The sequence below is a fragment of the Bdellovibrio sp. HCB-110 genome (assembly GCF_047323225.1).
In the GTDB taxonomy this organism is placed as follows: domain Bacteria; phylum Bdellovibrionota; class Bdellovibrionia; order Bdellovibrionales; family Bdellovibrionaceae; genus Bdellovibrio.
In genome coordinates this window covers 3,351,947-3,374,063 of the sequence record NZ_CP178750.1, presented here as the reverse complement: position 1 = coordinate 3,374,063, position 22,117 = coordinate 3,351,947, and the positions used below count along the sequence as shown (strand labels likewise).

Annotated in this window: 18 protein-coding genes; 6 read left to right on the top strand and 12 right to left on the bottom strand. The window is 44.7% G+C overall.

The window, feature by feature from the left end; genetic code table 11:
• Positions 1–28: 28 nt before the first annotated feature.
• The 4 genes from ACL934_RS16000 to ACL934_RS15985 all read right to left on the bottom strand — a co-directional run bounded on the left by ACL934_RS16000 (position 29) and on the right by ACL934_RS15985 (position 4,478).
• Positions 29–1,852 (bottom strand): 6-bladed beta-propeller, encoded by a 1,824-nt coding sequence (locus ACL934_RS16000; RefSeq protein WP_413612572.1) that lies wholly within the window; start codon positions 1,850–1,852, stop codon positions 29–31.
• A gap of 132 nt (positions 1,853–1,984) precedes the next feature.
• The gene (locus ACL934_RS15995) at positions 1,985–2,929 is read right to left on the bottom strand and encodes a hypothetical protein (protein WP_413612571.1); all 945 of its coding nucleotides are present in this window, start codon (positions 2,927–2,929) and stop codon (positions 1,985–1,987) included.
• A gap of 74 nt (positions 2,930–3,003) precedes the next feature.
• Positions 3,004–3,708, bottom strand: coding sequence for a tyrosine-protein phosphatase (locus ACL934_RS15990; protein ID WP_413612570.1), 705 nt, complete (start codon positions 3,706–3,708; stop codon positions 3,004–3,006).
• A gap of 131 nt (positions 3,709–3,839) precedes the next feature.
• Positions 3,840–4,478 carry a hypothetical protein gene (locus tag ACL934_RS15985; RefSeq protein WP_374075132.1) on the bottom strand — a complete coding sequence of 213 codons (639 nt, stop codon included), beginning with the start codon at positions 4,476–4,478 and terminating at the stop codon, positions 3,840–3,842.
• Between the two features lie 144 nt (positions 4,479–4,622).
• Between ACL934_RS15985 and ACL934_RS15980 the strand changes: the two genes are divergently transcribed.
• Entirely contained in the window at positions 4,623–5,810 is a 1,188-nt protein-coding gene (locus ACL934_RS15980; protein WP_413612569.1) for a serpin family protein, read from the top strand.
• 17 nt (positions 5,811–5,827) lie between these two features.
• Here the strand turns inward: ACL934_RS15980 and ACL934_RS15975 are convergent, their stop codons facing one another.
• Positions 5,828–6,208, bottom strand: a complete 381-nt coding sequence (locus tag ACL934_RS15975) for a hypothetical protein (protein WP_413612568.1) — start codon at positions 6,206–6,208, stop codon at positions 5,828–5,830.
• Entirely contained in the window at positions 6,205–7,299 is a 1,095-nt protein-coding gene (locus ACL934_RS15970) for an NAD(P)H-dependent flavin oxidoreductase (RefSeq protein WP_374075126.1), read from the bottom strand. Before ACL934_RS15970 ends, ACL934_RS15975 begins: the two co-directional genes overlap by 4 nt.
• A 191-nt stretch (positions 7,300–7,490) precedes the next feature.
• Between ACL934_RS15970 and ACL934_RS15965 the strand changes: the two genes are divergently transcribed.
• Positions 7,491–7,769: a winged helix-turn-helix transcriptional regulator gene (locus ACL934_RS15965; protein ID WP_374075124.1), complete on the top strand. Its 279-nt coding sequence runs from the start codon at positions 7,491–7,493 to the stop codon at positions 7,767–7,769.
• 8 nt (positions 7,770–7,777) lie between these two features.
• Here ACL934_RS15965 and ACL934_RS15960 read toward each other — a convergent pair whose 3' ends face one another.
• Positions 7,778–7,939, bottom strand: a complete 162-nt coding sequence (locus ACL934_RS15960; RefSeq protein WP_374075122.1) for a hypothetical protein — start codon at positions 7,937–7,939, stop codon at positions 7,778–7,780.
• 158 nt (positions 7,940–8,097) lie between these two features.
• Positions 8,098–8,853 carry a hypothetical protein gene (locus ACL934_RS15955; RefSeq protein WP_374075120.1) on the bottom strand — a complete coding sequence of 252 codons (756 nt, stop codon included), beginning with the start codon at positions 8,851–8,853 and terminating at the stop codon, positions 8,098–8,100.
• 175 nt (positions 8,854–9,028) lie between these two features.
• Between ACL934_RS15955 and ACL934_RS15950 the strand changes: the two genes are divergently transcribed.
• From ACL934_RS15950 to ACL934_RS15935, 4 genes are all read left to right on the top strand, one after another.
• Positions 9,029–9,577 carry an NUDIX domain-containing protein gene (locus ACL934_RS15950; protein ID WP_374075118.1) on the top strand — a complete coding sequence of 183 codons (549 nt, stop codon included), beginning with the start codon at positions 9,029–9,031 and terminating at the stop codon, positions 9,575–9,577.
• Positions 9,578–9,594: 17 nt separating this feature from the next.
• Entirely contained in the window at positions 9,595–12,279 is a 2,685-nt protein-coding gene (gene acnA / locus ACL934_RS15945) for an aconitate hydratase AcnA (RefSeq protein ID WP_413612567.1), read from the top strand.
• Positions 12,280–12,466: 187 nt separating this feature from the next.
• Entirely contained in the window at positions 12,467–15,457 is a 2,991-nt protein-coding gene (locus ACL934_RS15940) for a hypothetical protein (RefSeq protein ID WP_413612566.1), read from the top strand.
• A 166-nt stretch (positions 15,458–15,623) separates the two neighbouring features.
• Positions 15,624–16,421, top strand: a complete 798-nt coding sequence (locus ACL934_RS15935) for a L,D-transpeptidase (RefSeq protein ID WP_374075113.1) — start codon at positions 15,624–15,626, stop codon at positions 16,419–16,421.
• 68 nt (positions 16,422–16,489) lie between these two features.
• Here the strand turns inward: ACL934_RS15935 and ACL934_RS15930 are convergent, their stop codons facing one another.
• From ACL934_RS15930 to recN, 4 genes are all read right to left on the bottom strand, one after another.
• Positions 16,490–17,239 (bottom strand): substrate-binding periplasmic protein, encoded by a 750-nt coding sequence (locus ACL934_RS15930; RefSeq protein WP_374075111.1) that lies wholly within the window; start codon positions 17,237–17,239, stop codon positions 16,490–16,492.
• Positions 17,236–19,281: a S9 family peptidase gene (locus ACL934_RS15925; protein WP_374075109.1), complete on the bottom strand. Its 2,046-nt coding sequence runs from the start codon at positions 19,279–19,281 to the stop codon at positions 17,236–17,238. Before ACL934_RS15925 ends, ACL934_RS15930 begins: the two co-directional genes overlap by 4 nt.
• A 108-nt stretch (positions 19,282–19,389) precedes the next feature.
• Complete coding sequence (locus ACL934_RS15920; protein WP_374075107.1) at positions 19,390–20,331, bottom strand: NmrA family NAD(P)-binding protein; 942 nt, start codon at positions 20,329–20,331, stop codon at positions 19,390–19,392.
• Positions 20,332–20,407: 76 nt separating this feature from the next.
• Positions 20,408–22,102 carry a DNA repair protein RecN gene (gene recN / locus ACL934_RS15915; protein WP_374075105.1) on the bottom strand — a complete coding sequence of 565 codons (1,695 nt, stop codon included), beginning with the start codon at positions 22,100–22,102 and terminating at the stop codon, positions 20,408–20,410.
• Positions 22,103–22,117: the final 15 nt, after the last annotated feature.

Below are 22,117 nucleotides of genomic sequence, written 5' to 3'. Positions count from 1 at the left end.
TCCGCAAGGATCAACGAGGGAGAGAAAACTATTCTACAAGAGGAATGCCGAGAGGGCTGAATTTTTGAACGCGGCGATTGTAGACGTCGACAACGTAGATGTTTCCCCAAGAGTCTCCCGCCATGTCTGCTGGGATTTTCAGTTGTCCGATTTGTGAACCGGGTTGGCTGAAGCTGAGTAAATAATTGCCACCGCTGTCGAATTTATCAACTGAGTTGGTGTTATAGTTGGTGGAGTAAATGGAGCCTGCGGCATCCACATAGACGCCATATCTGTAAGGTCCATCGCCAAAGCTAAAGAGGAAGTTGCCGGAGGAATCATACTTAAAAATTTTCATCGCACTAATATCGGTGACATAAATATTCCCATTTTTGTCGATGTGAATTCCAGCCGGACCTACAAGTTGTCCACCTCCTCCGGAGTTTCCAATGTCTCCAAGGTAGTTTCCTGTTTTATTGAACTTTTGCACTCGACCATTCCCGGAGTCGGCGACATAAATGATGTCATCTTTATCGATGTAAATACCTCCGGGCATATTGACCTCTCCAGGGGCTGATCCGCTGGAGGCGATTGTTAAAAGGTGTGTCCCGTCTGCGGAGAGTTTTTCAACTTTGTTTTGGTTGCCGTCACAGACATACACATTTCCTTCGGAATCAACAGCCATGTCATAGGCGTATTTAAACTGTCCAGGGCCCGTGCCATTGCTTCCCAAAGTCATTAGATAATTTCCTTGGGGATCAAACTTCCAAACTCCTTGAGGCTTCGTAATATCTATAGATTGCGCAACATAGATGTTATCCGAAGAATCAATCCAAATTCCCGTAGGATTCACGAATATTTTTTCGGATTCATCATAATCTTTATAAGATTTTTGATAGACGCCGTCAGTGTTCCACACCTCAATGCGGCTTTTGTCTCCGTCAGCAATGTAGACAGAATCGTTGGCGTCAATGAGAAGGCCGTAGGGTTTTCCGATGGCATCGTGTCCGCCTGTATCACCTTTGAATGTCGCGATGTAGGCCCCTGCGGAAGAAAATTTGATGACTTCATTGCGTGAAGTTTCACTGACGTAAATATTTCCCGTGGAATCAGTCTCTACACGTGCTGCTTGTTGAAACTGTCCAACGCCGGCACCCGACGTTCCAAACTTCATGACATAGGTTCCGGAAGAATCAAATTTTTGCACGCGATCGTTGTCATATTCAACGACATAGAGATTCAAGTTGTCGTCCACCTTAAGCCCGTACGGACAATTCATCTGTCCATTCCCAGCGCCCGATGAACCGATGTTTTTATTGTGTGTGCCATTAGGATTAAAAACTTGCACGCGATCGTTGTCGCAGTCAGCAACGTAGATCAGCCCATTTTTATCAATGACAAGATCTTTCGGGTTGCTGAATTGGCCATTTCCAAAACCCGTCGATCCCACTTTGTTGAGAAAATTTCCGTTGCGATCAAAAACTTTGTAGGAGTTTCCATCAAGAACATAAATAAGATTGTTGTGGATGACGGCTTTAATAGGTCCCGATAGTTGTGCATCTGCCGCTCCTGGAGGACCGAAACCCATGATGAATTCATCCGTCGCAGGATCGTACTCTTGAACGCCATAGGTGAGTTCATTAAGGCTTGCGATAAGCAAATGACCTTCAGGAGTCAGTTGCACACTCGCCGGCGTGACTAACGGATACTTCATTTTTCCAATGGGAAATATTCCAGGCAAAGGCGTAGGTGTTGAGGGATTCAAAACGGGTGCAAGGGAGTCTGGATTAAGAGCTCCCAAGTTCATATCCAAAGTGCATCCTGTGAGCAGGAAGACTCCGAGAAGGATTTGGAAAAAACCGTTTACGTTCATGAACTTCCTTGTGGTTATCCATTATATTTTTCGGTTTTTAACAAGGGGGCCTAAAGTCTAATACCGACGATTTAGGGGAACGTCTTAAGATGAGACGTGAACATTGCACGATTGAAAAGGTTTTTCAGAATTCTAAAAGAACAATGTCGCTGTTGCGGAATATTCTCTGAGTAAGTAGTAGTTGTAGAGAAAGCCCAACATAAAGTTTCTGGTCAGGGAGTATTGAACTCCGCCGAAGTAGTCCTCTTTGATTTTTTGCGTCTCAAGAGTTTCCGTGTCGTAGTTATAGTAGGGAGCCGGTGAATCTTCCGAGCGCTTTGCCGCAGTCAGAATGAATTTTCCCAAGGACAAACTGGCCGTGTAGACCTGCACTGTTGCAAGGTAGGTCTTTTCTTCGTTTTCAAGGCGCAGATTTGAGTAGTTCAGAATCAGCGAATTTAAATAAAGCCCGACGTTGTAAGTTTGCACTTGGTATTTGATAGTCTCTTTGAAGCTGGGGTCGTATTCGATCTGTGTGCTGTCGCTGTAAGCGGAGTAACCCACAGCGAGGGGACCGAGGGTTGCATTGATACCACCACCTGGAGTGACGTCACCTGTGAGCTTATTGTACTTCCCCATCACGCCCACTTTCAGAGAGTAACGACGAAGTCCGCCTCCTTTTCTTTCGGCGACATCGAAAGCTGTTGCCAGTGTTACTTTTTGGCTTGGGTATTTTTCTTTCTCCATCTTTCTTTCTAAGAGTTCGTCAGTGAGCTCAAATCCCGGAGCTCCAAAAAAAGTTTCTTCACTGTTTGTGGGAGAAATCGAAGCGCCCATGCGACCCGTGCCGCGCACCAGAGAGAAATCTCCACCGCCAGAGAAGTAAACTGTTTCAACGCCAAAGCCTTTTTCAGTCGGGACGGCGGAAGGATTGATTTTTACTTGGGTGCTACCCGGAGAAGGACTGGAAGGATCACGACGGTAGCGGCTGCATTCGTTGATAAGATAGCAGTCCGTGTCGGCGCTCGCTGAAACGCACACAAAAAGACACGCCAGAGCGGTCAAAATAATTTGAAGAGGAAGCACTTTGGACTGCACAACAACTTTTCGGTCAATCCCTCGGCGGCTCAACGTCGAGGGAAGAGGAAACAGTCCTTGGGCTAGTCAGGAACTTATTTACGAGCACCTGCGCAGTAATATTTATTCACAGAGACGCTGAGTTCCGGCTCGTTGTCGCAAAGAGATTCACTTAAACCTTGGCCGCGATTACTGGCATCACTTAAAAGCATCACCATTTTAAGATAAGTCGGAGTTAGAGTTTCGCGAATTTTGAGAACGACATCGCGATAAGGTTTGCCGGGATTTCCCGCTTCATAACCGCGAGCGCAAAGTTCTTTTTCAACAGATTCAGGAACTGAAGAATAAGTTCCGGCCCACAAACCCCATAGACCTGCAAGGTATCCCGTGCGGTCTTCACCCACTGTGCAGTGGAAATAAAGGCTTTTGTTTTTTTGAACGGCTTTTTCAATCGTGCGCAGCGCTTGAACTGTCATCGTGCAGGCACTTTTAAAATCATGGAGATCTTTCCACGGAAACGAAATGTGTGTGATCGAGCGGGGAGCGATTCCCAACTTTTGTAAAGTTTCTTGTTCTTTAATGACTTCACCCTTGGTGTCCGTTTTGAAAATCAAAAACTCTGTCACACCGAGATCCATCAACTCCTGCATTTGTTTTTGATTTGCCGGAGCTTTGCCGCGGATGATTTGCGAACTTTCAGTTTCGTAAATCACGTGAGCGTTTGAAATAGAACTTCCCTCTACGGCAGCGTGGGAAAGAGAAGCCAGGATCAATGATAAAGAAAGAATAAGTGTTTTCATGAGGACCTTTTTATAGCAAGTCCTGTGGAAAACAAAATGGGGTCTGTAAAATATAATATGCTTTATATGAATGATACTTATTTCATTATTCTAAAAACAAGCACCATCTCTAATTTAAGCGTTTTTAAAGACTATTCTGTAAAGTCTTTGAAGTTCGCCAGGCTGCCTGAATCTAAGACGGCTGTTGAGTCTCGCAGAGGTTCTTTGATTTTAAGAACTTTGCCTTTGCGGAGATAAACCATTTCGACAGTTTTTTCGTTTTTTCGGGCGGCCATACGTACGGCCTCTTTCAAGTCCAGCATGCTGCGGATGCGTTTTCCGCGAGCGAGTTTTAAAACATCACCAGCGCGAACTTTAGTTTTCGTTTTCTTAGCATCCTCAACACCCAAGGCTGCTCCATCTGCTAAATCTGTTAAGGACGGAGCGAAGAGAACGTTGATATCTTTTCTATGAGCTGTTGGGTAGCAGAAGCCCACAGTGCGATAAGATTGAAGCCCTTTATCCGTAGCAGGAGCTGATTCCGTAGAGCTGTCGAAAAATTTATAACCACGCTTCATGCAAGTCTCACCGACAACGCGTCCTACGTAGGAAATGATGTAACGAGTTTTTGTTCCTTCTTTGATATTGGAATGGACATAAAACGTGTCTTTAAAACTGGTGTCTTCGATACGATACCCAAAGTCAGCGGGAGATTGTTGCTCTTTAAAATCAGTCGTCGTAGCGCAAGCGACCAATGAAAAACATGCGGCGGTAAAAAGAGTCTTTTGCATCTGCACTCCTCAAATAAAATGGATCTTATTATTACAACGCCTTTTTGCGGACAGATCTAGCTGTTTTCAGCGGAGGTCCGTGTATTTGGTGTATTTCGTTGTCTGCCAGGGTGTTCCTTCCTAGAATCATGGAGCGGAGGCCTTATGAAAAAACTTATTTTACTTCTCTTGTCTCTTCCTTGTGTGGGCAGTGCTCAATCCAAACTGGTCCAAGGCAATACGGAGTTCGCATTTGATCTCTACAAAAAAGTCGCAAGCTCTGACGGAAATATCTTTTTCTCTCCCTACAGTATTTCGGCGGCTCTGGCGATGACGAGTGCTGGAGCAAAAGGTAAGACTCTTCAAGAAATGAACAAAGTTTTGCACTTGCCAGCAAAAACACACGAGCAATTTCAGGAGCTAGAAAAAGATATTAATTCTGCCGTGGGATACAAACTGACGGTTGCAAACAGCGTGTGGGTCGAAAAGTCGGATACTTTTAAACCCGCATTTCAGGATATTGTGAAATCCCAATACAATGCCCATTTTGAGGCTCTGGATTTTAAAAACCAACCTGATCCATCTCGTATCATCATCAACAAATGGGTTGAACAAAAGACTCAAGATAAAATCAAAGATCTTTTGCCTCCGAACTCCATTAAGGGTGGGGAGATGGACTACACGGGCTTAGTGCTTGCCAATGCCATTTACTTCAAAGGCGATTGGCGTGTGAAGTTTAAAAAAGAACAAACGAAAGCCGGAGACTTTGTTCTTGCAAACAAAGATATCGTGAAAACGCAATTCATGAATATGAAGGACCGTTTTTATTATGCGGAAGATGACAAGTTCCAAGTATTAGAAATGATGTATGAAGGTGGAGACGTTTCGATGGTGGTCTTCTTACCGAAGAAGGGAAAAGACCTTAAGAAGTTGGCAAAGAATTTCAACACAAAATACTTTTCGCAAATGATGAAGAAGGCTTCTTCCAACGGAATGTCCGAAGTGATTGTTTCTTTTCCGAAGTTTAAACAGGAAGCCACTCTTGAACTCAAAACGATTTTGCAAAGTATGGGAATGCCTTTGGCTTTCACGAAGAACGCGGATTTCACTTCAATCAGAGATCTCAAACCGGGCGAAGCTCTTTATATTGATCAAGTTTATCACAAAGCTTTTGTTGCTGTTGATGAAGCGGGTACTGAAGCTGCAGCGGCAACAGCCGTTGTTATGGCGACATTGGGAGCGATGATGCCCATGAAGAAAATTGAATTCATCGCCGATCATCCATTTATGTACGCCATTCATCACAAAAAATCAGATTCAATTCTATTCCTTGGGCGCTACGCAAAACCGTAGCGCCGTAGGGAGGACAATCAAGCCTTTGCTTTAAGCATGGGTTTGAAGCTCTCAATATAGGCAAATCCCAAAAAGATATTAAGAACGACTAAAAGCACTGCCAGTGGAAGACCTGCTTGATCCAATAAAGCATGAATTAAAAAGATATTCACGGTGAGAGAAGAAAGCACCACAAGGCTTAACGGTACAAAAAGATTTAAAATTAATAAAGCACCACACAGAATCTCCAGAACTTTCACGAGGTGAAAGAAGTAACCTGTATTAAAGAGGGCACCTAACAGAGCACCTTCCGCCGCATTGGGAGGTGGCAGTTGGAAAAAGTTAAAATAAAAATTCAGTCCGAAGATGAGCCAAATAGTTCCGAATAAAATGCGGGCGGGGGCAATAAGTTTTTTCATAGATTTGTTCCTTTCATAGTCGACAAAATCAAATCGGTTTCTTTAATAAGTGAATTCATCAGAGTCGCAGCGCCAGTGTGTTTGACCTGCGGATAAGATTGGCTTGCCCAAAGAGCCATATAGTCCGTTGTTCCTTGAGCAGCAGGCGCAGTTTTAAAATCTTTTGTAAGCCACGTTTGCACGGGATAAGGGGCGATCTTATTTTCAGTCCCGGCCAGGTCCCTCATCATTTTATTTTCAATACCCCGAGCGAGACGGCCACTAAACGCGCGAGTGAGCTGTGTGGGTCTGCGCTCGCCTGAACGTAAAAGATCTTTATGCTTCTGATTGGCGTTAGATTCATCGCACGCTAAAAAGGCTGTTCCTATTTGTGCCCCTTGAGCGCCGAGAATAAGAGCTGCGGCAATACCGCGCCCATCTGTGATTCCTCCAGCGGCGATCAAAGGTTTGCGTATGCGATCGGCGGTTTGGGGAATGAGAGAAAAAGTTCCCATCAAGGATTCTTCGGCGCGCTTAAGAAAAGCTCCGCGGTGGCCGCCGGCCTCAAATCCGGAGACAACAATAGCGTCCACATCGGTGTCATCTAAAGCCAGAGCTTCTTCGACGGTGACGGCAGTGCCAATAGTGAGAATTCCTTGTCGTCGGCATTCAGCCAGAACTTCTTTGGAAGGAATGCCAAAAACGAAACTGAAAACGGGAGGCTTAGCTTTTAAAACAGCTTCGACTTGATGGTCGAATTTCTCTCCGAAGCTTTTGGGAAATGTCGGAGAGGGAACTTTTAGTAAATCATAGTAAGGTTTGAGAGAATTCTTAAACTCTTCAAACTGCGAAGGCGTTATATGTTCCGCCTCGGGATCATGATCGGAAACCCATAAATTGATTGCAAAGGGTTTCCGTGTTTTGGTGCGAAACTCTGCCGCAAGACTTTCAATTTGCTCGGGCGTCATATAGTGCGCGCCGAAAGAACCCAAACCGCCCAGGTTTGAAACAGTGGAACTCAGTTCGACGGAAGAGAGGCCGCCGCCAAAAGGACCTTGAATGACAGGCCACTGCAGACCGAACATCTGGGTAAATTTATTCTGATTCCACATACGAACCTCGATTCTGATGTTTCAAATATTACTATACTGGGTTACGATTATAAATAAGGTTTCTAAAGGTAACTATTGAATGAAGTTACCGTTTGGAAACCGCAAAATAAACCGAAGGTGTAAATATGCTTCGTCGAAGAAAAAGTAAAGTAGCCTCACCCTGCGATACCGATTGTCCGCTGACGGCGTGCATGAAGCTTGTTGGAGGAGCTTGGACACCCAATATTATTTGGTACCTTAGAGACGACCCTCGCAGATTCAGTGAGTTGAAAGACGACATCAAGGGTGTGTCTTCAAAAGTTTTAACGGAAAGATTAAGACGGCTAGAAAAGGACGGACTTATTTTAAGAGAGGTCATTCCCTCATCGCCTCCGACAGTGGAGTATTCTCTCACGTCCCTGGGCCGAGAATTAAGACCTGCGATCGAAGCCATTGTCAAAGTCGGCGAAAAAATCAGAAAGAAAAAGTAAATAGATCGTTAGCCGGTGGGTGTACCGCCGGCAAAGAAGACAAGATAGGCAAGAACTCCTACCACAAGACCCACCAGCAAAAGCACAATCACGGACTTTAGGAAGATACTCATCGGTTCCGGAATGTCTTCTTCGCCTTGATCTTTTCTGTCTTCTGGAATGGTTTCCATGGCGTTCTCCTTAATGAAATTTTAGCGAGACTTCCCTAGTTGTAAAACAGAACAGTCGCAATGTGCGCGAATGCAGAAATGGTTTTGTACTTAGGCAAAAAAAAGCCCTCGATAACGAGGGCTTAGTAGGTCGTCGAACAATTTAGCTAAGAATCAAATTAGAAATTCATTGTGTAACCAACAAGTCCCTGAACGCCGGACATGGTTGTTCTTAAGTCAGTGCCGGCTCTTTCAACTTCAGAGCTGCCACCGCATTGGCTGATCCCAGGAATATCACCGCCCGCAGTACAGTTACCACCTGTTGTGATATTTCTTTCGATCGGCATGTAGCGAAGATTTCCTTCAACTGTCAGGCAGTGTGAATCCGTGAAACAGAAATCAACACCAATACCGCCCATGGCGCCGAATGCACTTCCTTTGAACTCAAGATTCTTTGCACCTGCAGTGATGGAACCGCTGAGACTTCCATATCCCAAGCCTGTCTGCATGTAGAATTTAATGAATGAGTTTTCTAAAGGGTAAATACGGAAGATCGGGAATACCGTGTAACCCGTAAGATCATAGTCGTAGCTTCCATCAGATCCAGATCCCGACGTTTTTTGCATAAAGTAGGAAGGGCGGAAGACGAAGGCATACATCGTGCCGCTAAAACGATAGCTCCAGTTTGCGTAAAACTCCCAGGCACTCCCTAGGTTTTTTGTATCCGCATTCGACGGAGCTGCAGCGGCATCATCAATCGCCCCATTCAGATCGTTCTGTCCCGCAGAGACAGTGGAAAGACCAAGGCCTAATGCCATGTCTCCTGAAAGACCACGACCACCGCCACGTCGCTGTGCATTTGCGTCTTGTGCTGAAAAGACAGAGAAAAGAAGTACTGTCGAAAGAAAAAGACTTACTTTATTAAAAGTCGTCATAAGTAGATCCTCCTGATCCAAGTAAACAGACTCGCATTTTACATTCTATATTAGAGTCTTGTAATATAGGATTCTGTTCAACTCTCATTCTACTCTTTTTGGACAAAGGACGGGACCTTCTTTGGTCGGGCGATTAATATTGAGACAGTTTATCTCCTTATGAGATGCTGCTTTTATGAAACATCTGGTAGAAAAGATACTCTCTTCAAAGCAAATTTTTCGCGGCCGATTTTTAAAAATAGAACAAGATCAAGTGCAAGCTCCTGACGGAAGAACTTATGTCAGAGAGTACATTCTGCATCCCGGGGCGGCGATGATGATTCCTCTTTTGCCGAACGGGAATGTGGTTATGATTCATCAATATCGTCACGCTGTAAAACAAGTCTTTCTTGAATTTCCTGCCGGTAAAAGAGATCACGGTGAAGAAACAATTCTCACGGCGCAGAGAGAACTCAAAGAAGAAACAGGATATGAAGCCAAGGATTGGAAGTTCCTGACCACAATACACCCTGTCATTGGCTATTCGAATGAGCATATTGATCTTTATTTGGCACGGGAGCTCACTCTCGCTCAGCAGCAATTGGATCATGGAGAATTTATTGAGGTCGTCGAAGTAAAACCTGAAGACCTTATGAGATATGTGCGTGAAGGAAAAGTCAGTGATGTGAAAACCCAGATCGGGGCTTTTTGGCTTGATAAAATCCTGCGTGGGGAGTGGAATTAAGAGGCAAGGAGCCTCTTATGCACATTCAATCTAATGACAGTTTCAGAACCAAAGAAAAGCTTCATGTTGGAAGTAAAAACTATTCAATTTTTAATCTTCAAAAGATCACTCACCCGAACATAAAAAGACTTCCGGTTTCTTTAAAAGTTCTTCTTGAAAATCTTTTGCGCCACGAAGACGGTCTTCATGTGACCAAAGAAGACATTGATGCGTTGTTGAGTCTGGACAAAACTTCTCTGACTCGCGAGATCTCTTTTTTTCCGGCCCGCGTTCTTATGCAAGATTTCACCGGAGTTCCAGCCGTTGTCGATTTGGCGGCGATGCGAGATGCGATGAAAGCCTTGGGTGGCGACCCAAAAAAAATCAATCCCCTTGTTCCCGTGGATTTGGTGATTGACCACTCTGTGATGGTGGATTCGTTTGCGACACCAAAATCGTTTGATGAAAACGTAAAAATGGAATTTGAAAGAAATCATGAACGCTATGTTTTCCTAAAATGGGGGCAAAGCGCTTTTCAAAATTTCAAAGTGGTTCCTCCGGGCACGGGCATTTGCCATCAGGTGAATTTAGAATACCTTGGTAAAACAGTATGGCATTCAAAAACCAATCACGGTGAGTTCGCTTTCCCTGACACGCTTGTCGGAACAGACAGTCACACGACGATGATCAATGGTCTTTCCGTTTTAGGTTGGGGTGTCGGCGGTATCGAAGCTGAGGCGGTGATGTTAGGTCAACCGCTGAGCATGTTGATTCCAGAAGTTGTGGGCTTCCGTCTTGAAGGAAAATTGCGCGAGGGTACAACGGCAACGGACTTAGTTTTGATGATCACACAAATGCTTCGCAAAAAAGGCGTTGTTGGTAAGTTTGTGGAGTTCTATGGCCCGGGACTAGCTTCGATGTCTCTGGCTGATCGCGCGACGATTGCCAACATGGCGCCGGAGTATGGTGCGACTTGCGGCTTCTTCCCTGTGGATGAAGAAACTTTGAAGTACTTACGTCTTTCTGGTCGCGATGCCGACACGATTGCACTTGTTGAAACTTACGCCAAAGAAACAGGTTTGTGGCGTTCAGAAGAAAATGAAAAACATTTTACCTTCAACGATACATTGCACTTAGACCTTTCTACCGTCGAAGCTTCTTTGGCGGGACCAAAACGTCCTCAGGATCGCGTTCTTCTTTGCAATGCTAAAGAGGATTTCCAGCAACAGTTGGTCTCGGGTTTTCAAATTGCCAGTGATAAAACTTCAAAACACAACTCCGCAGTTCCTGTTGAAGGAGCGTCGTACACATTGGGACATGGAGACGTGGTGATTGCGGCCATCACAAGCTGCACGAACACGTCCAACCCTTCTGTGATGCTGGGAGCGGGTTTAGTTGCGAAGAAGGCTGTCGAGAAAGGTTTGCAAGTCAAACCTTGGGTGAAGACGTCATTGGCTCCGGGATCTCAAGTTGTGACTGATTATTTAGAAAAATCCGGAATGCAAAAATATCTCGATGAGTTGGGTTTCAATCTTGTCGGTTATGGCTGCACTACTTGTATTGGCAATTCCGGTCCATTGCCAGCTCCTATTGCGGGAGCCGTGGAAAAAGGCAACTTGGTTGTGGCATCTGTTTTATCAGGAAACAGAAATTTTGAGGGTCGTATTAATCCTCATGTGAAAGCCAATTACTTGGCGTCCCCGATGTTAGTCGTTGCCCACGCATTGGCGGGCAGCATGGAGATTGATATTGCCGCAGATCCTCTTGGTGAAGATGCGCACGGAAAACCAGTGTATTTGAAAGACATTTGGCCTACGAATAAAGAGATCCAAGATCTCGTGAATCACACAGTGGCCACAAAGATGTTCGATGCACGCTATAGCAATGTTTTTGCAGGAACGGACGATTGGAAAAAAATCGAAACGACCTCTTCGCAAACATATTCTTGGGACGAGAGTACGTATATCAAGAACCCACCTTATTTTGATGGTATAACGATGACTCCGGAAAAGCTCCACGACATCAAATCGGCGCGTATCCTGGCGATTCTTGGGGATTCCATCACGACGGATCATATTTCACCTGCGGGAAGCATAAAAAAAGAATCTCCGGCGGGAAAATATTTGATGGCTCACGGTGTGGAAGTAAAAGATTTTAACTCTTACGGATCTCGTCGTGGAAATGATGATGTGATGGTGCGTGGAACTTTTGCCAACATCCGCATTAAGAACGAAATGCTTCACGGGGTTGAGGGAGGAATGACGAAACATATTCCTTCTGGCGAAGTTCTTTCGATTTACGATGCTTCTATGAGATATCAAGAGTCGAATACTCCGCTTGTCGTTGTTGCCGGAAAAGAATATGGCACGGGTTCCTCTCGTGACTGGGCCGCTAAAGGCACACGTTTGTTAGGAGTGAAGGCTGTTATTGCTGAAAGTTTTGAACGCATCCATCGTTCGAACTTGATCGGTATGGGTGTCTTGCCTTTGCAATTCCATGAGGGCATGAACCGCAAAACATTGAACTTGGATGGAACGGAAACCATCAGCATCGCCGGAATTGAGACGGGAATGAAGCCGCAACAGGATTTGAAAGTAGTAATTACAAGAGCTAATGGACACAAAGATGAGGTGTCTGTGCGCTCACGCATCGATACTGCTGTCGAACTTGAGTACTATAAAAACGGCGGCATTCTTCATTATGTTCTTCGTAAGCTGATCTAAATATTTCTGCGAACATATATTCTTCCTCTGTACGCAGAGGGAGAATATGTTCCGTAATTTTGCCCTTTCCACAAATTTCCGCGAATAAAATTCAGTTATTTAAACGACTTACTATTCACATAGACTTAAGTTTTGTATCGGCATATGAGCTTTTGTTCCTCTCATATATGAGCAATATTAAAAATACATGAGTAAAAAATGGCTCGGCTTAATCATCTTGTTAATGGCATCGCTTTCTGTCGCTTCGTATGTTTTATTACGCGGTAACAGGGGCTTTTCTATTGCCGATGAAACTCGCTTGGGAAAACCTCTTGCCGTGGTTCGAGAAATTCACAAAGACGTGCGATTTAAAAATCCCGGAGACTTCTTCTGGCAAGAAAGCGAAGAGGGCCAAAAATTATACAACGGGTCCGAGGTTTTCGTCGGCGCTAAATCCAAAGCCACGGTGTTCTTTTCGGGAAATCGCAGAGCCAAACTTTCAGCAGACACCTTGCTAAGAATTTCTCAAGATGTCGCGGATCAGAACAGCCTGGTTCTTGCTTTGAGTGACGGGGCTTTCAATCTTAAAAACTTTCCTAATGATAAAACCGGTCTTGTCTTGAAAGTCGATGAGGCGGGTCTAAAAATCGGCCCAGGTTTTCGCTTTGATCTTTACGTGAAGAAAAGAGACGACGGCTTGGGACTTGCCATGGCCTCCGGAAAAATGGGCATGGCGGGAGTTACAGAAAAAACCGAACTGCTGCAAGGTGAAAGCATCATTATCAAAGAACGTTCTTCGGATCTGGGAAGCACCGCAAATGTCCCCGAGGGAAATCAAAAGAAAGTGGAGCTCTATATTGATGAGACGCTGGATGCCTCAGTAAAACTGCTTCATCCCGTGGACAATCAGATTGTTTATAATAGCGGACGCCCTCAACTTTTTCAGTGGTCCGGCGGCTCCCAGGAAAAAATGATTCTGCAATATTCCACTCATCCGGATTTTTTCGAAAAAGTAGTCGATGCCGATGTCACGGGTCTGAGTGTTTTTGCAATTCCAACCAAAGAGTTGCACGGCGATGTTTTCTGGCGTTTGGTTTCTTACTACAAAGGAGTTCCGCAGTACTCGAAGGCGGGCTTCTTTAAAATCACGAATATCGACGGAGTTTCTTTTGATAAAGTGACCTTGCAGTATCTCAGCCGGGCCAAGTGGCAACTGGAGGCTGATGTTCAAGAGAAAGCGGCTTTGCGCTATGAATATCAAGTGAGCCAACAGACGGACTTTAATGAATTGTTTGATGCTTATTTAGGGAAGCCACCTTTTCGTTCGATGATTGATTCCCACGGTGATTTCTTCATTCGTGTTCGCCGTATCTATGACAACGGACTGGTGTCTGGTTGGTCTGAAATAAAAACAGTTCGTGTTCGAGAGCCGCTTAAGAATCCTGTTTTGCAGTTGGCTTCGCAAAGTGAAAACAAAGAAGGATTGGTCACGGCCCATCTGACCTGGGAACAAATCCCGGAAACTGCAGAATATCTTCTGCAGTTTTCAAGATCTCCGGAATTCACCTCGCAGCAATCGTTATCCATCAAAGATAAACTGGAGACGGATGTCAGTCATTCTCAGAGCGCTCCGATTTATTATCGCCTGGTTGCTCAATCCCAAGAAGGTGAAATATCACCGCCTTCCAATATCGTGGCCGTCAGAGCGTCAGAACTTCAGAAGGAAAAGAACCAGGCTTTGCTTGCACACAGAATGGCTGAAGAAGAAAAGTTAAAAGAAAAGAATTCAAAATTCTCTGTGACCAGTCCCGCCGACAAATCCGTATTTTATGTCCAACAAAAAATTAAGTTTACGTGGGATGGGCCTGGTGCCGAGACTCTTCAACTCTCAACAGTTCCTAAATTCACTCAAGATATCGAAGAGTATCCGGTGCAAGGAAAGAATTCCTTAGAGTTGACTCGAACAAAGACAGAGAAACTGTATTGGCGATTGAATAATAAAAAGAAGTCTTTCAATCTGCCGGGTCGCATGTTCACTGTCTTGCCACAAACAGATACATTGATTGAGAGTATTGACCTGCATTTTATTGGACGCGGAAAGTGGGAGATATTCCCGCAAGTAAAGGGCGCCCGAGCGGCAGAAACTTATCAAGTGCAGCTCAGTCATGATGCTGGCTTTACAAAAATTTATCGAGACCAGACGCAGTCTTTAAATAAGGGCATTGAAATCACGGAGCACGGAGAGTATTTCGTTCGTGCCAAAAAGATTTCTGAAGGAAAAGCGATTTCTGCGTGGTCTAATACGGTCACTCAGTTTATTCGTCCGCCATTAAGTGCGCCGATTTTAGGAAAGAACGAAGAGCAATTGATCAGTCCCGAGGTCATTCAGGTGAAACTGGCTTGGGAGACTGTACAGAACGCTAGCAGTTATTTGGTGGAGATTGCTGACACCGAAAAATTTGGCAGTATCCAGCGCAGTATTATCGTCCGAGAAAACAATTATTCCGTAGAACACTCGACCAAGGAGCCTTCGTACTTAAGAGTCAGCGCAAGGTCCCAAGAAGGGGAGTTGTCACCAGCTTCGAAGGTTTTTAAAATCAAAGGTCTTGTGCCGGGGCCTGCTATTGATCGTTATGAAGTCGTCTTCGCCAATTACGATGATCCTAAAGACACCGATAAGCTCCATGTCTTATGGTCGCATCGTAAGAATGCAAAAAAATATATTATTGAAGTTGGACGTAAAGAAGACCTTCGTGATGCCCAAAAGTTTGAGACTGTGAACATCGAATTCTTCAGGCCCGTCAAAGAAGAGGGCTGGTATTACTTCCGCTTGCGACCGATTTCAGGAAGTACGGAGTTCTTTGATACGCCGTCTTCTGTCTATGCGATCGAATACAGAAAATTGAAAGAATTGAATGTCGCAACACTCGATGCCCCTCAAAAGGGGCAGATTGTAAAAGCAGAAGGGGCTAAGCCCAATGTGCGTTTTGCCTGGGGGCAGGTGTTAGGAGCGGCTTGGTATGAATTGGAACTGGCGAGAGACACGGATTTTAAGAATGGCGTTCTCTATAAGGTCGAGGCCCGTGACTATCTTTTACGTTCCGGCATCGACAAAGGGCGCTGGTATTTCCGGGTTCGAGGGCGCAGCCAAACGCAGTCTTCCCCCTGGAGTCCTCCGAGCTTTTTTGAACTTCGTTAAGAAAAGCTCCTGTCAAACTTGTGAGCAAAGGTGCCCTTCCACGGTTCATTTGAAGGATTCTTTAAACTGAAATGCGTCTAGCTTTCTTGCAAGCGGCTAAAATCTTGGCAGCATAATTGCTCAAGGAAATTCGTCTATTTATTTTAAACGAAATATGGGAGCTCTTATGAACGTAGTGAAGTTTGGTGCCCTGGCTTTGACTTTGGTGATCAGTCAGACGGCCTCTGCCTCTTTCTGGGGTAAAGTTAAAAATGCCTTTAACGACTGCAAGTACGACGAAATCGAATATCAACAAGTCTATCAATTCGAAAAAGAAACAACGGCGAAGTTGCCGGAACATTTCTCGGGTCGTTTTACAGAGCAAGATTTCAATGAGAAACCTTGGCTTAAAGACTTCCGCTATGTGATCGTTGTAAATAAAGCAGAGCGCGGCGCTTTTGCACAAACAATGCGTGTGTATGAATACGGTCTTTTGATCCATCAAACGAAAGTGTCTACGGGCCGTGAAGGCTTGGAACTTCGCCGCAAAAACAAAGTTTGCACAGGCGCTCCAGCGAAATCTTATTGGTCACAAACTCCAACGGGATTCTACACGCCGAAGTATCTATCTAAGGATCACAAATCAAGCTCTTGGGATTCAGACATGCCATTTGCGATCTTCTTTGATATCGACAATGGCTTGGCTCTTCACCAAGTGCATTCAAAGTACAAAGACTATCTTGGCAACCGCGCCTCTGGCGGCTGTATTCGTCAAGATGCCGATACTGCAGAAAATCTCTTTAATCGCGTAAAAGAAACTGAAGGTGCTGTGGTTCCGGAAATCAATGTGGATGGAACTCCGGTTTTGGATGAACAAGGCAATGTAAAACGCAGCAATCAGCAATTCTGGACAAGCGCACGCACAGGTGAAACTGTGAAGTTCAATACATTCAGTGCGTTGATCATCGTTGAAAACGTTCAATAGTCTGAAAAATTGAAAGATAAATAAAACGGTCATCGTAGGAAACTCGATGGCCGTTTTTTATTTCTGGATTATTTTATTTCAAAGCGACGGCGGATGTTTTCTTGAAACTCGGCATTCTTTTTTAAGTTATCCACCAGAGCTTCCATTTTGGCTCTGGGAATGCGGCTCTTAGGGCTAAGGACTACACCCAATTTGTAGATGGAATCATAGTTGTTAGAGATACTGATTTTATCGCGGTAGTCGGGATTCTTTCTTATAAAATCATAGATAAACGATTTTGCCACAATGGTTACGTCAGCACGGCCTGTGGCGACAAAGTGCAGGCAAGTTTTCGAGTTGTCCAGAATCTCAATTCTAAAGTTCTTTTTTAAAGCGCGCTCGTCAGCATCCAGCCCCGCAAAGCCATAATGATACCCTTGAACAACGGCGATGCGCAGTTTTTTTAGTTCTTCAAAAGTCTGCGGAGCGGGGAGAGCCCCTGCCTTGGTAATGTAGACCTCACCATCTTCGACGTCTAAAGGAATAAATTCGTAAGAATATTTAGACCATTCCCAAGCGGGATCTTCATAAAGATAGAGATCCACGCGATTTCTTTCCAAAGTTTGATAGCGCCGATTTGCAGGCACGCGTTGGATCACAAAGGTATAGTCTTTTTGCAGGGAGTTCAGAATTTTAACGGTTTGAGTTGTGATGCCAATGTGTTTGGACTTGTGAAATTCATAGTACGGAGGGAAGTCATAAGCTCCCACTCTAATCTCTAAGACGGCTTGGGCGGTCTGAAAAGAGAAAAGAATGAGAGTTACAACTAAAAACTTCATCTATATTTATCCACCATCAGAATGAATGCGTATTCCGTTGCAGTTTCTTTGAGCTGGTCAAATCTTCCCGAAGCTCCTCCGTGACCGGATTTCATATCTGTTTTAAGCAGAATCACGGAATTACTTTTATTGTGTTCACGAAGCTTTGCGACCCACTTTGCCGGTTCCCAATATTGTACCTGAGAATCATGCAATCCTGTTGTTACAAGGGTGTTCGGGTACGACTGATCTTTAACATTATCGTACGGCGAATAAGTTTTGATGTAGTCATAAGCTTCTTTTTCGTTGGGATTTCCCCATTCGTCGTACTCGGAAGTTGTTAGAGGAATGCTTTCGTCCAACATGGTCGTGATCACGTCGACAAAAGGAACTTGTGCCACGACACCGTGATAAAGATCCGGACGCATATTCATGATGGCTCCCATCAAAAGACCACCGGCGCTGCCGCCCATGGCATACACGCGTTTTGGATCGGCGTATTTTTCTTTAATCAAAGATTCTGTGCAGTCGATGAAGTCATAGAAAGTATTTTTCTTTTTTGATGTGCGACCGCTGTCATACCATTCACGACCCATCTCAGATCCCCCGCGAATATGAGCCTTGGCATACACAAAGCCACGATCCACAAGACTGAAGACGCTGCTGCTAAACCACGGGTCCATGTTCGCGCCATAAGATCCATATCCGTAGATCAACATCGGAGCGGAACCATCGAGCTTCTGACTCTTCTTAAGAATCAATGAAACTGGAACCTTGGTTCCGTCGCGAACTGTAAAGAAAACTCTTTCGGTGCGGTAGATGTTGGAATCGTAGTTTGGAACTTCATGGGTCTTTTTAAGGACCTGTTGGTGCGTGCTCATGTTGAAGTCATAAACAGAGGGAGGCAAGCGCATGGACTCGTAATCGAAACGAACCCAGTCCGTGTCGTATTCACGATTGTCGCCTACAGAGGCCAAAAAACTTTCATCGGCAAATGGAATATAATAAGAATGTTTGGCTTGGCGGTCTGTCACTTGAATCTGTGTAAGACCGTTTTTGCGCTCTTCAAGAACCAGATGATTTTTAAAGACAGTGACATCTTGCAGGTAAGTGTCAGCTCTGTGCGGAATAAGTTCTTTCCAATCCTTCACCTGTGTATGCCCGATTTCAGCCGTCATCAATTTATAGTTCTTCGCATTTTTATTGGTCACGATATAGAACTTGTCACCACCGTCAGTGACAGAGTATTCGTGTTCACGCTCGCGGGGAGCAAAGACTTTGAAGTTATCCAAAGGCTTATTGGCATCCAGATAAAGAACTTCAGTGGTCAGTGTACTCCGTGATCCAATGTAGATGTATTTGTCTGAAAGAGATTTGTAGACGTAGACAGAGAAAGTTTCGTCTTTCTCGAAATAAATCATTTCTTTCTTATGCGTCTTAAGATTATAGCGATAGATCTTTTCAGTTCTTAGAGTCTCGGGATGTTGTTCAGAGTAAAAAACGGTCTCATTGTCATTAGCCCACACGAGATTTGCGCGAACGTTTTCAATTTTATCCGGCAGCATTTTTCCAGTTTTCAGATCTTTAAAATAGATCGTGAAGAAACGACGGCCCACAGTATCTACAGCATAGGCCATGATCTCGTGGTTCGGACTCATGTTGGGACCTGTTGTTTGATAAAAGCTATGTCCCTGAGCCATCTCCGGAACGTTGAGTAGAATTTCTTCAGGCCCCTCTAAAGAACCTTTGCGGCGAGTGTAGAGAGGATATTGTTTTCCGATTTCAAAGCGGCCTTGATAATAATAATTGCCGTCCTTCGCAGGAACTGAAGATTCGTCCTCTTTGACTCGAGATTTGAGTTCTTGGAAGATTTCTTCTTCTAAAGCCTGTGTCGGCTTCATCACTTGATCCGTGAAAGCATTTTCTTTATTGAGATAGTCGATAACCAGCGGGTTTTCACGCTCGCGCAACCAGAAGTAATCGTCTTTACGAATGTCTTCGTGTTTGTTTAAGGAAATGGTTTTCTTTTCTGGTTTTGGATATTCGTTCGGAAACTTATGCATACAAGAAACTCCCAAAAATAAGAAGGCATAGATAAATCTTTTCATGGGAGAAAGGCTAACATGAAAAGTGGCCCCTGACACCATCAAGGGGCCACGACGTAAGTCTGGTTAAGGACGGGCTTCGCGTGGGGGGCTGGGACGTGGTTTCTTCTTCGTCTCTTCCGCAATCGCGTTATTGTAAGCCTCTAAGAAAGTGGTCCGAGCAAACTCCTCCATGGAAGTGGCTGTTGTATTCAATTTGTCTCTTTGCAGTGTGCCCGCAATCGTGCCATTGGTGAAAGACTCGGAGAGTTCGTTATACGCATCGGCCCAGTCTTCGGTGAGCCCCGCACCAATCATATAATTTTTCATTTCTTGCGGAGGAACTTCGACATATTCCAGTTCTGGCTTTTTAATAGCCTGGCCGATAATGCGAATGGCTTCGTCCATGGAAAGATCACGTTCACCCAAAAGGTATTCAATATTATGAGATGTAAAATCCGGATTCATAAGGAGGAACGCGGCGCGAGCGGCAATATCCCGAGTCGCGACAAAACTAAGAGGAATGTCTCCGGGAATAGTTCCGAAATAACGGTTCATGGAAATGATACTCGGCATTCCCATGATAAGATTTTCCATAAAAAACGTCGGTCGCAAATGCACGATATCGGCATGAGTGATTTCATTAAGACGCTCTTCCTGATCGTGAAGTCCTAGCACGGGACCTGTGCCGCTTTCTAAATCAGCTCCGACGCTGCTAAGGTTGACGACTTTTTTGATGCCGGCTTCTTCGATGGCTTCGGCGATCACTTCACCGAATTTATTCTGATAGAAGCGCACTTCAGTGGCACTGGGATTGGGTGGAATCATAGTGAAGACCGCAGAACATCCGCGCATAGCATCGTTCAGAAAGGAAACGTTGTTTGCATCTCCTTGGGCAAACTCAGCACCGCGAAAGGCTTCTTTATTGGGAAAGTGGCGCGCTACACAGCGAACCTTCTGTCCATTGGCCAAGAGGTGAGTGACAATCTTTGAGCCAATATGGCCAGTTGCTCCCATCACGAGAATCATAAAAAAACCTCCTTGTGAGCTTCCCATGCTAAAGGAAGAACAAGGAGGTTATGTACTTACAACTTTTTAAGCTGACTTATTTCGCGTCGGCCAAAAGTTGTTCGGCATGAGCCAAAGATGTCTTAGAAATCTTCTCACCACTGATCAGACGGGCAATCTCTTGCACGCGGTCTTTGGTTTTGAGTTCTGACACAAGCATGGACACAGAATCTTTCTGCGGAGACTTTTGAATAAAGAAGTGAATGTCACCAAATGCCGCCACCTGTGGAAGGTGAGTGACACAGACAACTTGTTGTCCTTTGGCAATGGTTTTCAACTTTCTTCCGACTTTTTCGGCTGTTTCACCAGAGACACCCGTATCGACTTCGTCAAAAAGATACGTGCGCGGTTGATTTGTCGAACCGACAACACGTTTCAGTGACAAAAGAATACGGCTCAACTCACCACCAGAAGCAAACTTTGCAAGAGGGCGTTTTACGTCTTTCGCAGAAGTTTGGCTTAAGAACTCCACATCACTGACACCTGTTGAAGCAAGCTCCGCCATTTTTTCGACGTTCACATGGAAAGTAACACCCTTCATGTTCAGCTCTGCAAGTTCCGCATTCACGCTGTCAGCTAAAAGGTCAGCACCTTTTAAGCGACGCTTGTGCAGATCGGCACCCAAAGTTTCAAGTTCTTTTAAAATCACGGCAGCTTCTTTTTTCAAAGACTCAATTTTTGTCTCTGAATTTTGCAGATTGGAAATTTCAATTTCCATTTCCATCAAAGCTTTTAAGATGTCGTTAACACTCGTGCCGTATTTCTTTTGCAGTTTACGCAAATCACTCAGACGGCCTTCAGCCTCTTCCAGGCGTTGCGGATCAGAATCAATTTTCGAAGCATACTGACGAAGTTCATAAACGCTTTCGTCGATCAAAGTCTTCGCTTGTTCCAAGTTTTCAAGTTTTGCCGCGATCTGAGGATCCACGCTTGAAAGCTCAACGCCTTTTTTAAGAATGGCATTCAGACGGCTGATGGCAGAGTCGTCGTCTGTGTAAAGAGCGGCTTCGGCTTGATCTACGAAAGAACCGATGCGCGAAGAGTTTTTAAGTTTCTTTACTTCAACTTCAAGTTCTTGATCTTCACCCGGGGAAAGATCCAGGTTTGCGATCTCATCACGTTGATAAACCAAGAAGTCCAAACGTTGGGCTTTTTGCTTGGCATCGCTTTCCAGTTTTTTGATTTCTTCAAAGATGCCGTAATAGCGTGTGTACTTTTCCGTGAATAAAAGGCGTTTGTCCCATGTTCCCGCGTATTGATCCAAAAGATCCAAGTGATAAGCTTTCGACATCAAGTTGCGATTTTCGTGCTGACCTGTCATTTCAATCAAAGGAGCTGAATGACCTGCTAACTCCACAAGGGGAGCTACGATATCGCGCAAGCTATTTAGAGTGCTCAAGCTTCCGTTAAGGTAAACTTTGGATTTATCACCAGCGCTTAAAACACGACGAACGATTAAAGTGTCTTCATCCACTTCAATGCCCATGTCTTTGAGGTTTTCTAAAATATCAGCACGGCGGCTGATATCAAAGGAGCCTTCAATCGTCGCTTGGGATGCGCCTGTGCGAATGGTGTCGCTAGAGCCTTTGCCACCCATGAGCAAAGACAAACTTTTTAATAGAACCGATTTCCCGGCACCTGTTTCACCACTTAAGATGTTCAAACCATCTTTGAAAGTGATGTGCAGATTTTCGATGATCGCGAAATTAGAAACTTTAAGCTCTAGTAACATAATATCTCCTGTCGA

Excerpts from the sequence above, each read along its gene's own strand:
- ACL934_RS16000 (WP_413612572.1), bottom strand. The coding sequence starts at position 1,852 with ATGAACGTAAACGGTTTTTTCCAAATCCTTCTCGGAGTCTTCCTGCTC.
- ACL934_RS15990 (WP_413612570.1), bottom strand. The coding sequence starts at position 3,708 with ATGAAAACACTTATTCTTTCTTTATCATTGATCCTGGCTTCTCTTTCC.
- ACL934_RS15985 (WP_374075132.1), bottom strand. The coding sequence starts at position 4,478 with ATGCAAAAGACTCTTTTTACCGCCGCATGTTTTTCATTGGTCGCTTGC.
- ACL934_RS15980 (WP_413612569.1), top strand. The coding sequence starts at position 4,623 with ATGAAAAAACTTATTTTACTTCTCTTGTCTCTTCCTTGTGTGGGCAGT.
- ACL934_RS15975 (WP_413612568.1), bottom strand. The coding sequence starts at position 6,208 with ATGAAAAAACTTATTGCCCCCGCCCGCATTTTATTCGGAACTATTTGG.
- ACL934_RS15970 (WP_374075126.1), bottom strand. The coding sequence starts at position 7,299 with ATGTGGAATCAGAATAAATTTACCCAGATGTTCGGTCTGCAGTGGCCT.
- ACL934_RS15965 (WP_374075124.1), top strand. The coding sequence starts at position 7,491 with ATGAAGCTTGTTGGAGGAGCTTGGACACCCAATATTATTTGGTACCTT.
- ACL934_RS15960 (WP_374075122.1), bottom strand. The coding sequence starts at position 7,939 with ATGGAAACCATTCCAGAAGACAGAAAAGATCAAGGCGAAGAAGACATT.
- ACL934_RS15955 (WP_374075120.1), bottom strand. The coding sequence starts at position 8,853 with ATGACGACTTTTAATAAAGTAAGTCTTTTTCTTTCGACAGTACTTCTT.
- ACL934_RS15950 (WP_374075118.1), top strand. The coding sequence starts at position 9,029 with ATGAAACATCTGGTAGAAAAGATACTCTCTTCAAAGCAAATTTTTCGC.
- acnA (WP_413612567.1), top strand. The coding sequence starts at position 9,595 with ATGCACATTCAATCTAATGACAGTTTCAGAACCAAAGAAAAGCTTCAT.
- ACL934_RS15940 (WP_413612566.1), top strand. The coding sequence starts at position 12,467 with ATGAGTAAAAAATGGCTCGGCTTAATCATCTTGTTAATGGCATCGCTT.
- ACL934_RS15935 (WP_374075113.1), top strand. The coding sequence starts at position 15,624 with ATGAACGTAGTGAAGTTTGGTGCCCTGGCTTTGACTTTGGTGATCAGT.
- ACL934_RS15930 (WP_374075111.1), bottom strand. The coding sequence starts at position 17,239 with ATGAAGTTTTTAGTTGTAACTCTCATTCTTTTCTCTTTTCAGACCGCC.
- ACL934_RS15925 (WP_374075109.1), bottom strand. The coding sequence starts at position 19,281 with ATGCATAAGTTTCCGAACGAATATCCAAAACCAGAAAAGAAAACCATT.
- ACL934_RS15920 (WP_374075107.1), bottom strand. The coding sequence starts at position 20,331 with ATGATTCTCGTGATGGGAGCAACTGGCCATATTGGCTCAAAGATTGTC.
- recN (WP_374075105.1), bottom strand. The coding sequence starts at position 22,102 with ATGTTACTAGAGCTTAAAGTTTCTAATTTCGCGATCATCGAAAATCTG.